The organism is Catenulispora pinisilvae (genome assembly GCF_015356865.1).
Classification (GTDB): Bacteria; Actinomycetota; Actinomycetes; order Streptomycetales; family Catenulisporaceae; genus Catenulispora; species Catenulispora pinisilvae.
The window spans coordinates 32,400-45,170 of record NZ_JAAFZA010000067.1 but is presented as its reverse complement, the minus strand read 5'-3'; the positions used below and the strand labels follow the sequence as shown (position 1 = coordinate 45,170).

11 protein-coding genes are annotated in these 12,771 nt (G+C 70.7%); 8 read left to right on the top strand and 3 right to left on the bottom strand.

The window, feature by feature from the left end:
• On the bottom strand, positions 1-1,170 hold a 1,170-nt coding region (locus IZR01_RS20030; RefSeq protein ID WP_194924710.1), incomplete at its 3' end, for a permease.
• A 62-nt stretch (positions 1,171-1,232) separates the two neighbouring features.
• Between IZR01_RS20030 and IZR01_RS20025 the strand changes: the two genes are divergently transcribed.
• The 6 genes from IZR01_RS20025 to IZR01_RS20000 all read left to right on the top strand — a co-directional run bounded on the left by IZR01_RS20025 (position 1,233) and on the right by IZR01_RS20000 (position 7,169).
• Entirely contained in the window at positions 1,233-1,667 is a 435-nt protein-coding gene (locus IZR01_RS20025; protein ID WP_194924709.1) for a hypothetical protein, read from the top strand.
• Positions 1,668-1,721: 54 nt separating this feature from the next.
• Positions 1,722-2,639, top strand: coding sequence for a DUF8832 domain-containing protein (locus tag IZR01_RS20020; RefSeq protein WP_194924708.1), 918 nt, complete (start codon positions 1,722-1,724; stop codon positions 2,637-2,639).
• Between the two features lie 149 nt (positions 2,640-2,788).
• A complete protein-coding gene (locus IZR01_RS20015) occupies positions 2,789-2,995 on the top strand; it encodes a heavy-metal-associated domain-containing protein (protein ID WP_194898635.1) in 207 nt (68 codons plus the stop codon).
• Positions 2,996-3,113: 118 nt separating this feature from the next.
• Positions 3,114-3,902 carry an electron transfer flavoprotein subunit beta/FixA family protein gene (locus IZR01_RS20010; RefSeq protein WP_194924707.1) on the top strand — a complete coding sequence of 263 codons (789 nt, stop codon included), beginning with the start codon at positions 3,114-3,116 and terminating at the stop codon, positions 3,900-3,902.
• 38 nt (positions 3,903-3,940) lie between these two features.
• Complete coding sequence (locus tag IZR01_RS52430) at positions 3,941-4,936, top strand: electron transfer flavoprotein subunit alpha/FixB family protein (protein ID WP_194924706.1); 996 nt, start codon at positions 3,941-3,943, stop codon at positions 4,934-4,936.
• Between the two features lie 37 nt (positions 4,937-4,973).
• Positions 4,974-7,169, top strand: coding sequence for a (Fe-S)-binding protein (locus IZR01_RS20000; RefSeq protein ID WP_323747051.1), 2,196 nt, complete (start codon positions 4,974-4,976; stop codon positions 7,167-7,169).
• Here IZR01_RS20000 and IZR01_RS19995 read toward each other — a convergent pair.
• Together IZR01_RS19995 and IZR01_RS19990 are read right to left on the bottom strand one after the other, a co-directional pair.
• Positions 7,156-7,854: an HAD family hydrolase gene (locus IZR01_RS19995; RefSeq protein WP_194924705.1), complete on the bottom strand. Its 699-nt coding sequence runs from the start codon at positions 7,852-7,854 to the stop codon at positions 7,156-7,158. The two genes, IZR01_RS20000 and IZR01_RS19995, sit on opposite strands and share 14 nt — an antisense overlap.
• Before the next feature lie 22 nt (positions 7,855-7,876).
• Positions 7,877-8,515: an alpha/beta hydrolase family protein gene (locus tag IZR01_RS19990; RefSeq protein WP_194924704.1), complete on the bottom strand. Its 639-nt coding sequence runs from the start codon at positions 8,513-8,515 to the stop codon at positions 7,877-7,879.
• Between the two features lie 169 nt (positions 8,516-8,684).
• Between IZR01_RS19990 and lpdA the strand changes: the two genes are divergently transcribed.
• Positions 8,685-10,088 carry a dihydrolipoyl dehydrogenase gene (gene lpdA, locus IZR01_RS19985; protein ID WP_194898627.1) on the top strand — a complete coding sequence of 468 codons (1,404 nt, stop codon included), beginning with the start codon at positions 8,685-8,687 and terminating at the stop codon, positions 10,086-10,088.
• A 115-nt stretch (positions 10,089-10,203) separates the two neighbouring features.
• Complete coding sequence (locus tag IZR01_RS19980; RefSeq protein ID WP_194924703.1) at positions 10,204-12,630, top strand: putative bifunctional diguanylate cyclase/phosphodiesterase; 2,427 nt, start codon at positions 10,204-10,206, stop codon at positions 12,628-12,630.
• Positions 12,631-12,771: the final 141 nt, after the last annotated feature.

Sequence of the window (12,771 nt, the reverse complement as noted above, 5' to 3'; positions counted from 1 at the left end):
CCCGTGCCCCACGCCCCCATCCTCCGCTCCGGCCATGTCACCCGGCCCGCCGCCCATCATCCGCATCATGGCCATCCCGCCGGTCCGCACGAACCGCACCACCAACACCGCTGCCAGTGCCAGGAACGCGATGTTCAGCCACGAGGTGTAGTTCCACTTCACGCCGTCGTCCATCACCGTCATCGCGCCTCGGCCCGGGACCCATCCGAACGCGTCGAACAGTAGCTCCACGACGTAGCCGGCGCCGGCCATCGCGATGAAGAACGTCCACAGCAGGAACCAGGCCATGCGTTGGCCGTAGTACTTCTTGTAGATGTTCAGGATCGGCAAGATGATCAGGTCCGCGAAGATGAAGGCCGTCACTCCGCCGAAGCTGATGCCGCCCTTCCACAGCACCAGGGCCAGCGGTACGTTGCCGATCGAGCAGACGAAGCTGATCACTGCCACCAGTGGTCCGATCAGCGGTCCCCAGACCCCGGCCAGCAGCGGATGCCCGGCCAGGAAGAAGTGCCGCCAGAACGAGTCCGGTACCCATGCGGCGATCGCTCCGGCGATGAACAGTCCGATCACCAGGTCGCGCAGGATTGCCGCCCACTCCATCACGAACACGTGCGACACCGATGTGAACCCGGCGCGCGACAGCAGCCGCTTCAGGAATGAGCCCTCGCCGGTCACCGACATGTCCATCGCGGCGTGGCCCTCCATCGAGCCCGCGATCCCGCGGTCGGCCTGTTCGCGGGCCTCGCGGAGCAGGGCCGGCTTCAGGAACCGCCGGAACAGTAGCGCCAGCACCACGATCATGATCGGGCCGCCGATGAACTCCGCGAGTGTGAACTGCCAGCCCAGTAGGAGCCACAGGATCACGCCGAGTTCCAGCACCAGGTTCGTGGAGCCGATCTCGAACGCCATCGCCGCGGTGAAGTTCGCTCCTTTGCGGAACAGGGAGCGGGCCAGCGCCACCGCCGCGTAGGAACACGAGGACGAGGCCGCGCCCAGCAGCGAGGCCACCGCGAGCGTGCGCGGGCGGTCGTCACCCAGTAGGCGGACGATCGTCGACTTGCGCACCACGGCCTGGATGATCGCCGAGAGGGTGAAGCCCAGGATCAGCGCCCAGGTGATCTCCCAGGTCATCGAGCCTGTGATGGTCAACGCGTGCGTGATCGCACCCACTGTCTCCGCCTCTCGTCGGTGGGGTTACCCTATACCGGTAGCTGGTATCGGGTTCGGGAGGAATGATGGCCGGAAGGGTCGGGAGACGGCACGTCGTGCTGCTGTTCTCGGTGCTCGCCGGGCTGTTCCTCATGCACGGGCTCAGCGCCGGCGGGGTCGGTGGGGTCGGCGGTTGTCATGGCCTGGCGAGCGAGATGGTCATGGCGGACCCGGCGATGTCGCCCGCGGCTACCAGCCACACGAGTGCGGGTGCGAGTGCGAGTGTCGAGGTCCGTGACCCGCAGCCGATCTCCGATCACCCGCAGGTCGGCGAAAGCTGCATCCCGCTGCGCCCCGAGGGGCTGTCCGGGCTGTTCCTGGCGCTGTTCCTCATCGTCATAACGCTCTGGCGGCCCCGGCTCCCGCGCTCGGCGCGCCAGATCCGCCCGCACTGGCCGCACGGCCCGCCCCGGTCTGGCGCCCAGATCCTTCGCACGCTGAACATCTCCCGGACGTGATGCGGCGGCTTCGTCCGCTGTCAGTTCACGTACTCACCGGAAGGCTTCATTCTCATGCGTTCGATCAAGCGCGCCCGCACGCTGGCGCTCGTTCCGGCCCTCGCCGGAATCCTCCTGCTGGCCGCCTGCGGTGGCTCCTCTTCCGCTCACTCCTCGTCCTCCCACTCGTCGATGGCGGGTATGAACATGAATTCCTCAACACACAGCACGGACCACAGCACGGACCACAGCACGGACGACAGCGACGAGCCCATGTACATGGGCGACGGCCTGGCCGGCACGGGCCAGGGCTACACCTTCGCCCCGGCCGCAGACTCGGTCGCGACCCCGGGCTTCGTCTTCCGGATCCTCGGCCCCGACGGCAAGCCGGTCACCGGCTTCGAGCCCGAGCAGACCAAGCTCATGCATTTCTACCTGATCCGCTCGGACCTGTCGGGCTTCCAGCACGTGCACCCGACGATGGCCGCCGACGGCACGTGGACCGCCCCGACCAAGGCCGCCGGGCCCGGCACGTACCGGGTCTACGCGCAGTTCATCGCCAAGGGGTCCGACGGCGCCGCGGTGCCGCTGGTGCTGTCCGAGCAGGTGACGTCGGCGGGGTCGGCGCCGGACCGGCCGGTGCCGGCCGCGGGCCTGTCGACCACGGTCGACGGCTACACCGTCACCGTCGACTCCTCGCAGCTCACGGCCGGGATGGGGATGCCGCTGAAGGTGTCGTTCAGCAAGGACGGCAAGCCGGTGACCGACCTGGAGCCGTATCTGGCGACCTATGCGCACCTGTCCGGATTCCATGCCGGAGACCTGGCGATGGCGCACCTGCATCCGCAGGGCGTGGTCGCGACCACCGCGACCGGGGGTCCGGACCTGACCTTCGAGGCGACGCTGCCGGAGGCCGGGCAGTGGCGGATGTACCTCCAGTTCCAGACCGGCGGCACGCTGCACACCGCGGCGGTGACCCTGGACGTCCGCTGACAGTGTGCCTGCCGGTGCCTGCCGATGCGTCCCGGTCGCGGCTGTGAGGGAGATCACAGCCGCGACCCCCGGAGTCAATACCCTAGGGGGGTACAGTGTCAGTCATGATCGAGCTGAAGGAGACTTCCGTGACCCCCTTGTCCGAGAACCTGACCACCGCCGTCTACACCGTCACCGGGATGACCTGCGGCCACTGCGTCAAGTCCGTGACGGAGGAAGTCAGCGCGATCGACGGGGTACAGAACGTGGACGTCGTCCTCGAGACCGGCAAGGTCACCGTCACCAGCGTCGCACCGCTGACGGCCGGGGCCATCGAGGCCGCGGTCGACGAGGCCGGTTACACGCTCGTCCACTGATCCCGGCGGCACGCCCGCCGGGATCGTCCGGAGACCCCTGAAACGCACCGTGCGTGTCAGGGGTCTTCTCCATTGGTCATCAGCCCTCTACACTCCCGCAGCAGTTGCGAGGTGTGGGATGAAGATCGTCGTGTTGACCAAGCACGTCCCGCAGGCGATAGGGGAGGTGTCCTTCGGGCCGGATCTGACGGTGGACCGGTCGGCGGTGCGCTGCCGGCTGCAAGACGCCGACGAATACGCGGTCGAGCAGGCCGCGCGCATCGCCTGCCGTCGTCTCGACGTGCAGGTGACCGCGCTGACCATGGGCCCGTCGGGTGCGTCCGCGGCGCTGCGCACAGCCCTGGCCCGCGGCGCCGACGAAGGCGTGCACATCCTCGACGACGCCCTGCACGGCTGCGACGCCCCGGCCACCTCCCTGGTGCTGGCCGCCGCCTGCCGCCGCCTCGGTTTCGACGTGGTCCTGTGCGGCACCGCCTCCACGGACAGCGCGATGTCCGTCATCCCCGCGATGCTCGCCGAGCGCCTCGGCGTCCCGGCCCTGTGCCGCTGCGACACCCTGCGCACCGACGAGGACCTGCTCCACGCCACCCGCGACGACGGCGCCGGCGTCGGCACCGAGAACCTGACGGCCGCGATGCCCGCGGTGGTCTCGGTCACCGACCGCAGCGGCGAACCCCGCTACCCCCGTTTCGAAGCCATAGCGGACGCGCGCCAGAAACTGGTCCGCACGTGGTCCCTCGCGGATCTGGGTATTGAGACGACGCACGTCGGCCTCGCCGCCGCCGCGACGAAGGTCGGCAAGGTCACCCGCGCCGAGACGCCACCCGCGACCGCGACCGTGACCGAGGATCCGCAGACCGCGGCGGTCCGGATCGCCGATTTCCTGACCCAGCAACAGTTCCTCTAAGGCCCGGAGCACAACAGACATCACGGCAAGGAGGCCGGATGGCGAAAGTGTTGACGCTCGTCGAACGCGACGCGCGCGAGGGAACGGTGCGAAGGTCGGCGTGCGCGCTGCTGACGCTGGCCCGCCGGCTCGGGGAGCCGGTGGCGGTGGTGGGCGGCGCGCCGCCGAGCGGCGAGGTGATCAAGGAGCTGAGTCGCCACGGCGCGACAGAGATCTGGTGCCTGGCCGATACAGATCAAGCTCCGCGTGCCACCGATACCGATCTGCTGGCCGCCCTCGCGCAGCGCCTCAACCCTGCGGCGATCCTCATCGCGTCCACTTCCGGCGGCCAGGAAACCGCCGCCCGCCTGGCGATCCGCCTGGACTCCGGCATCATCACCGACGCCGTCGACCTCCATCCCGGCCCCGGCGGCGAAGCCGTCGCCGTCCAGCGCTGCCTCGCCGGTTCCTACCTCGTCGAGTCGACCATCATCCGCGGCGTCCCGGTCATCACCGTCCGCCCCGAGGCCGCGCTGCCCGAACCGCATCCGGCCGAAGCCGCGCTCCACACCATCGCCGTGGAGCCCTCGCCGCATCGCGCGCCCCGCGTAGTCGCCATCCCCGAGCCCCGCGCCGCGTGCCCCACCCTCGATCACGCCGACATCGTCGTGGCCGGCGGGCGGGGTGTCGGCTCCCGGGCGGCCTTCGCCGTCCTCGCCGATGTCGCCGAAGCCCTCGGTGCGGCCGTCGCCGGGTCCCACACCGCCGCCGAGCTCGGTTGGGTGCCGTCGGAGGCGCGCGTCGGCCTGAACGGCAAGACCGTGCACCCGCGCCTCTACCTCGCCTGCGGGGTCTCCGGCTCGGTGCGGCACCGGGCCGGGATGCAGGGGGCCAAGACGGTCATCGCGATCGGCGACGATCCGGCCGCCCCGATCTTCAAGCTCGCCGAGCTCGGGGTGGTCGGCGACGCCCAGACGATTCTCCCGGCGCTGCTGGCCGAGATAAGAGCTCGAAGACGACCGCACGATCCTGATCCCGATCCCGATCCTCGCTAGTGGCACCACCTTCCCCTCGCACTGAACGGAGGCCCCTGTGGCTGTACGACTCATCATCGGCTTGGCGATCACGCTCACGGCGCTCGCGTTGGCCGGACGCCGGGTGCTGATGCTCTATCGCCTGGGCCGCACGATGCAGCCGGCCGAGCCGGGGCGCGTTGACGAGCCGGGCGTCCGGCTGTGGGCGGTCGTGACCGAGGTCTTCGGCCAGCGCAAGCTGCTGAAGTGGTCCGCCCCCGGCGCCGCGCACTTCGCCGTCTTCTGGGGCTTCGTCATCCTCGGCGCCACCATCGTCGAGGGCTTCGGGGCGCTGTTCGACCGGGACTTCCACATCCCGCTGATCGGCACCGACGCCTGGCTGGGCTTCGGCGAGGACTTCTTCATCGTCGCGGTCCTGGCCGGACTGCTGGGCTTCACGGTCATCCGGCTGAGACAGGACCCTGAGAAGCGCGGCCGCAAGTCCCGCTTCTTCGGCTCCCACACCACCGCCGCGTGGGTCGTGCTCTTCATGATCTTCAACGTCATGTGGACCCTGCTGCTCTACCGGGGCGCGCAGATCAACACCGGCAACTTCCCGTTCCCGCACGGCGCGTTCGCCAGCCAGGCCGCCGGCCACCTGCTGCACGGCGCCGGCAAAACCGGCAACGACGTCTTGGAGACCGTCGGCCTGCTCGCCTCGCTCGGCGTGGTGCTGAGCTTCCTGGTCCTGGTCGTGCATTCCAAGCACCTGCACATCTTCCTGGCCCCGTTCAACATCGCCCTGTCCCGCCGCCCCCGCGCGCTCGGCCCGCTGCTCCCGGTCTACTCCGACGGCAAGGCCGTGGACTTCGAGGACCCGGGCGAGGACGACAAGATCGGCCGCGGCGCGATCGAGGACTTCACCTGGAAGGGCCTGCTGGACCTCGCCACCTGCACCGAGTGCGGACGCTGCCAGTCCCAGTGCCCGGCCTGGAACACCGAGAAGCCGCTGAGCCCGAAGCTGCTCATCATGGCCCTGCGCGACCACGCGCTGGCCAAGGCACCGTATCTGCTGGCCGAGGGCGACGAGGCCAAGGCCGCCCTGGAGACCAGCGCCGTCGACGTCTTCAAGGAGGCGCAGCGCCCGCTGGTCGGCGGCGAGGACGTCAACGGCGTCATCGATCCCGACATCCTGTGGTCCTGCGTCACCTGCGGCGCCTGCGTCGAGCAGTGCCCGGTGGACATCGAGCACGTGGACCACATCGTCGACATGCGCCGCTACCAGGTCCTCATCGAGGCCGAGTTCCCGCGCGAGGCCGGCACGATGCTCCGCAACCTGGAGAAGAACGGCGACCCGTGGGGCCGCGGCGCGAAGGCCCGCCTGGAATGGACGCAGGGCCTGCCCTTCGAAGTCCGCGTCCTCGGCGCGGGAGGCGAGGAGCGCATCCCCGACGACGTCGAATACCTCTTCTGGGTCGGCTGCGCGGGCTCGCTCGACGACAATGCGAAGAAGACCTCCCGCAACGTGGCAGAGCTCCTGCACGAGGCCGGCGTCGAGTTCATGATCCTGGGCTCGGGCGAGACCTGCACCGGCGACGCCGCCCGCCGCCTGGGCCAGGAGTTCCTGTTCCACGAACTGGCGACGCAGAACGTGGAGACGCTCAACAGCGCCGGGGCCAAGAAGATCGTCGTGACCTGCGCGCACTGCTTCAACACCCTGGCCAACGAATACCCGCAACTCGGCGGCGACTACGAGGTCGTGCACCACACCGAGCTGCTCGCCAAGCTGATCAAGGACGGCCGGATCAAGCCGGTCGGCGAGGTGGACGTCAACGTCACCTACCACGACCCCTGCTACCTCGGCCGACACAACCGGGTCTTCGACGCCCCGCGGGACATCCTCGGCGCGGTGCCCGGCGTGAAGCTGAACGAGATGCCGCGCAACCGCGAGAAGTCGTTCTGCTGCGGGGCCGGGGGCGCACGGATGTGGATGGAGGAGACGATCGGCTCGCGGATCAACGAGACCCGGACCGACGAGGCGCTGGGGACCTCGCCGGATCTGGTGACCGCGGCGTGCCCGTACTGCATCGTGATGCTCACCGACGGCGTGGCCACCCGTAAACAGCAGGGGAAGGCCGACGACGCGGTGCGGGTCGCGGACGTCTCGGAGGTGCTGCTGCGATCGGTGCGCAAACCCGGCGCGGAGGCGGCGCGCGAGCCCGACGGGGAGACGACGGCGCGCGAGCCCGGCGGCGAGGCGGCTACGAAGCCGTGACCTCTCGCAGCACGCTGATCAACGCGTCCGGCCGCTCCCGCACCGGCGACAGCTCCACGAAGTAGGTCCGCACGCCCAGGACCGACCCGCCGCCGTCGGCCGCATGGTCCCCGACCATGACGGCCGACGCCGGGTCCACGCCGAGGGCGTCGCAGGCCAGCTGGAAGATCCTCGGGTCCGGCTTCACCATGGCGACCTCGTAGCTCAGCACGACCGCGTCCAGCAGGTCCAGCAGCCCGGCGTGCTTGAGATGCGGGCGGATGTCGAAGGAGATGTTGCTGATCACCGCGGTCGCCAGGCCCCGGTCCTTGGCCTCGCGCACCGTCTCCAACGCGTCCGGATACGGCTCCCACGCCTCGGCGGCGTTGCTGCGCTCGTAGAGCGGCTCGACCAGTTCCTCCCACGGCCACCCGGACTCGCGGATCAGGCCGGTGTAGCAGGCGCGGTGGTGCGGCTCGTCCAGGTCGCGGGCCTCATACAGCTCCGCGAGATGGTCCGGGACGTGCTGGGGATAGGCGCCGTACCAGGCTCCGGCCTCGGTGAGGCGGTCGGCCCAGTGCGCCACCTCGCCGTCGTCCAAGGCGAGCCCGGCCCCGTCGGTGATGGCGCGGACCCAGCTCTCCGCCGACTCGAAGCGCATCAGGGTGCCGGAGAAGTCGAAGAGCATCGCTTGGGGGTGGCTCATACCCAAGACTGTAGAGGACTCCTTACCGCAGCAGCGCGTCGATCCACTCGCCGACCGCCGCCACCAGCGCGTCCAGGACCGGGGGATCAGCCTTCTTGACGGTGAAGGCGTGGTTGCCGGCCGGCAGACCGACGAGCTGATGCGTCGGCGGCAACCGCGGGAACTCGGACGCGGTTCCGAAGGTGTCGCCGGCGCCTTGGACGACCAGCGTCGGCAGGCCCGTGTCGAGCAGTTCCTCGGCGCGCGACTTCTCGGGCTTGCCCGGCGGATGCAGCGGGAAGGCGAGCGCGACCACGCCGGCCGCGCCAGTGTCGAGCCCGGTCCGGCAGGCCACCCGGGCCCCGGCACTTCGTCCGCCGACCAGGAACGGCGTCTTACGGGCCCGCTTGCGCAGCGCCTCGGCGACCGGGATCCACCCCGCGTCGAGCGTCTTCGGCGCCGGCGCGATCTTCCTGCCCGCGACCCGCCACGGCTGCTCGACCAGCACCGCCTCGACGCCGTCCGCCGGCAGCGCCGCGGCCAGCGCCTGGAGATCCGCGGCCGCCACGCCGCCGCCCGCGCCGTGCCCGAGCGCGAGGACCGCGCGGCGCCTGGTGCCGGCCGGGGCCGGGAAGCGGGTGAGGCGGGCGTCGCCGACCGGGGTGGTGATCAGTTCCTGCACGGGTCGAGGGTAGTGCGCGCTCGGCGGCGCGGCCGGCGCGACGCGCGGCGCGTCCGGCACCCTCAGCGTGAGACACCAGTCACACCCTCACCTCACGACCCGCACGTATCGGCTAAGAGTCCACTTGTCACCAGGCGTGCCATCCGTCCCGGCGGTTAGAGTCGGAGCCATGAGCACGCATTTCGATGTCGTCGTCCTGGGCGCCGGGCCGGGCGGGTACACAGCGGCGATCCGCGCGACGCAGCTGGGCAAGAGTGTGGCCGTCGTGGAGGAGCGCTACTGGGGCGGTATCTGCCTCAACGTCGGGTGCATCCCCTCCAAGGCGCTGCTGCGCAACGCGGAGCTGGCGCACACCGTCCAGCACGAGGCCCAGACCTTCGGGATCTCCTCGAACGGGCCGATCACCTTCGACTACGGCGCCGCCTTCGAGCGCAGCCGGCAGGTCGCCGACGGCCGGGTCAAGGGCGTCCACTACCTGATGCGCAAGAACAAGATCCCCGAGTACGACGGCCGGGGCACGTTCCTGGACCAGCACACCCTCAGCGTGGCGAAGTCCGACGGGACCGCCGAGACGCTGACCTTCGACCACTGCGTCATCGCCACCGGCGCGCACACCCGGCTGCTGCCCGGCACCCAGCTGTCCCAGCGCGTGGTCACCTTCGAAGAGCAGATCCTGTCCGCCGCCCTGCCGGAGAGCATCGTCATCGCCGGGGCCGGGGCGATCGGCGTCGAGTTCGGCTACGTGCTCAACAGCTACGGCGTCAAGGTCACCATCGTGGAGTTCCTGGACCGCATGGTCCCGCTGGAGGACGTCGAGGTCTCCAAGGAGCTGGCCCGGCAGTACCGCAAGCTCGGCATCGACGTGCTCACCGGCACCCGGGTCGACGGCATCGACGACTCCGGCCCCAAGGTGCGGGTCACCGTCACCGGCAAGGACGGCGCGCAGCAGGTGCTGGAGACGGAAAAGGTGCTCCAGGCCATCGGCTTCGCGCCCAACGTCGACGGCTACGGCCTGGACAAGACCGGGGTGGCGCTCACCGAACGCGGGGCGATCGCGGTGGACGGCCGGGGCCGGACCAACGTCCCGCACATCTTCGCCATCGGCGACGTCACCGCCAAGGTGATGCTCGCGCACGTGGCCGAGACCCAGGGCGTGATCGCCGCCGAGACCATCGCCGGGGCCGAGACGATGGAGATCGACTTCGTCATGGTGCCGCGGGCCACCTACTGCCAGCCGCAGATCGCCAGCTTCGGCTGGACCGAGGAGCAGGCCCGGCTGGAGGGCTTCGAGGTCAAGACGGCCAAGTTCCCGTTCAGCGCCAACGGCAAGGCCGCCGGGCTGGGCGATGCGGTCGGCTTCGTCAAGGTGATCAGCGACGCGAAGTACGGCGAGCTGCTCGGCGCCCACCTCATCGGCCCTGAGGTCACCGAGCTCCTGCCCGAGCTCACGCTGGCCCAGAAGTGGGACCTGACGGTGCACGAAGTGGCCCGGAACATCCACGCCCACCCGACGCTCGGCGAGGCCGTCAAGGAGGCGATCCACGGGCTTGCCGGACATATGATTAACATGTAGATCAGCGTCTTGACGTGACACTCTGGAAGGTTCGCCAGGCTATGACCGACAGCAGACCGGAACAGGCGCCGGCCACCGGCGGCCGCTCCGCGACCGGTTGAGGCGGCGGACGATCGTGGCACGCTATGCGGAGTTCGGGGTCGGTGGTTCCGACCCCGGCTCCGGGCTGGCCGCCTCCGGCGCCCCCGACAACTCCAGCACTTCCGGGGCGTCCAGCAACCCCAGTAGTAACTCCAGTAAATCCAGCGCTCCTGGCACCTCCAGCACCTCCAGCACCTCCAGCACCTCCAGCACCTCCAGCAGCTCCGGTAAGGGGCTGTCCCAGTCGTTCCCCGGCCCGCCGCCGATCCCCGGTCTGGTCGACGTCAGCTTCGCCACCACCACCGACCCGGCCGCCCGCGAGAGCGCCGACTTGTCCGGCTCCGGCATCGGCCCGGGCCTCGTCCCGCCGACGGCCCCGGCGACCGACGCCCCCGACCCCGACCCCACCGAGGCCTTCGCCCGGGCCTGGGCCGCCGCGTTGTCCGCCGCCGCGGCCACCCCGCTCGGCTTCGACCACGCGCTGCGCGTCGTGGCCCCGCTGGCCGAGCAGGTCGTCGCCGCTCCTGACGACCCGGACCTGGCCCGCAAGATCGGGGTCCAGGCGGCCGGCGCCCTGATCGACGCGCACTGCTTCCAGGGCGCCTGCGTCGCCGCCACCGTCGAGGTGCTGGACCGCCACCTGCCGCCCTACCTGCGCCCGGAGACCCGCTCCGCGTTGCGCGCCGGCCTGGCCTCGGCCTTCGCCGAGGGCCTGCGCGAGCGCACCCGCGCCGAGCAGTCCGCCATCCACGAGGCCGTGCTCACCGCCTACCGGGTCGGCGAGGCGCGGTTCCGCACCGTCTTCCGCAACGCCGCCCTGGGCATCGTCATCACCGACAAGAACGGCCAGGTGTTGGAGGTGAACCCGGCGCTGGCCGAGATGCTGGGCGTGGACGCCTACGCCGCCCGCGGCCGCACGATCAGGAACCTGATCGACCCGACCGAGCCGGGGGAGTACTGGCGCGGCTACAACGCCCTGCTGGCCGGGGAGCAGACCGAGGCCGAGGCCGACACCCGGATCAAGCGGGTCGACGGCGGCATGGTCTGGACCCACGTGCGCACCACCGCCGTGCGCGACGACGCCGGCGACGTCGCCCTGGTGGTCGCCCTGCACGAGGACGTCACCGAGCGCCGCCGGGCCACCGACCAGCTCCGGCACCAGGCCACCCACGACGCCCTGACCGGCCTGCCGAACCGGGTCCGGCTGCTGGACGCGGTCGAGGAACTGCTGCGCAGCGCCGGACCGGAGGACCGGCTCGGCCTGTGCTTCCTGGACCTGGACGGCTTCAAGGGCGTCAACGACACCCTGGGCCACCAGGCCGGCGACGAACTGCTGACGCAGATCGCGCACCGGCTCTCGGCGGCCACCGACCCGCGCCGGCACGTCGTGGCCCGCATGGGGGGCGACGAGTTCGTGATCCTGTTCCGCCGCACCCAGGGCCCGGAGTCGCTGTTCCCGGTGATCGAGCAGGTCCTGGACGCCGTCCGGCAGCCGGTCCTGCTCGACGGCCACACGGTGACCGTCACCGCCAGCGCCGGCCTGGTCGAGCGCCCGGCCGCGGCCGCCTCGGCCACCGAACTGCTGCGCGCCGCCGACATCACGCTCTACTGGGCCAAGTCCGCTGGCAAGGCCGACTTCGCCCTGTTCGACGAGGAGCGCAATGCCCGCGAGGTGCACCGCTACGCCCTGGCCCAGGCGCTGCCGGCGGCGTTGGAATCCGGCGAGATGTTCCTGGAGTACCAGCCGATCGTGGACCTGGCCGGCGGCCGCCCGCCGATGGTCGAGGCGCTGGTCCGCTGGCGCCACCCGGAGCGCGGCCTGCTCAAGCCCGAGGAGTTCATCCCGGTCGCCGAGGAGACCGGCGCCATCGTGGAACTCGGCCGCTGGGTCCTGGACCGCGCCGTCCACGACGCGGCGTCCTGGCCGGACGGCCCGGCGGTGTCGGTGAACGTGGCGGTGCGCCAGGTCCGCGACTACGCCCTGGTCCGCGAGGTCGACACCGCGCTGGCGGCCTCCGGCCTGCCGGCGCACCGGCTGGTCCTGGAGATCACCGAGACCGCGCTGATGGACACCGAGGACGACGGACTGCCCGGCCCCGGCACCCTGCGCACCATCGCCGACCTGGGCATCGGCATCGCCGTCGACGACTTCGGCACCGGCTACTCCAACCTGGCCCGGCTCCGTCACCTGCCGGCCACCTCGCTGAAGATCGACGCCTCCTTCATCGCCGACCTGGGCAACCCCGAGGCCGACCAGTTCGCCGAATCGGTGATCACCAGCCTGGTGGTGCTGGCGCACGCCGCCGGGATGACGGTCACCGCCGAGGGCATCGAGACCGCGGACCAGGCACGCCGGCTGACGGCGCTCGGGGTGGACTACGGGCAGGGGTTCTACTTCTCGCGGCCGGTGCCGGCTGAGCGGATACAGGCGGTTCTGGAAGGGCTGGACGCCCAGCGGTAAGGGCGGCGGTCCGCTGCCCGGGTCTGCCGACCTCAACGCACCCCGATGGCTGCCGGAGGCATCGGCACAGGTCCCGGCCGAGTGTTCGACTCCGGGCCCGAACTCTGCGAGATCGAACGTTGACAGTGTGCGACGGCCCGC

Coding starts and splice junctions, on each gene's coding strand:
- IZR01_RS20025 (WP_194924709.1), top strand. CDS start 1,233: ATGATGGCCGGAAGGGTCGGGAGACGGCACGTCGTGCTGCTGTTCTCG.
- IZR01_RS20020 (WP_194924708.1), top strand. CDS start 1,722: ATGCGTTCGATCAAGCGCGCCCGCACGCTGGCGCTCGTTCCGGCCCTC.
- IZR01_RS20010 (WP_194924707.1), top strand. CDS start 3,114: ATGAAGATCGTCGTGTTGACCAAGCACGTCCCGCAGGCGATAGGGGAG.
- IZR01_RS52430 (WP_194924706.1), top strand. CDS start 3,941: ATGGCGAAAGTGTTGACGCTCGTCGAACGCGACGCGCGCGAGGGAACG.
- IZR01_RS19995 (WP_194924705.1), bottom strand. CDS start 7,854: ATGAGCCACCCCCAAGCGATGCTCTTCGACTTCTCCGGCACCCTGATG.
- lpdA (WP_194898627.1), top strand. CDS start 8,685: ATGAGCACGCATTTCGATGTCGTCGTCCTGGGCGCCGGGCCGGGCGGG.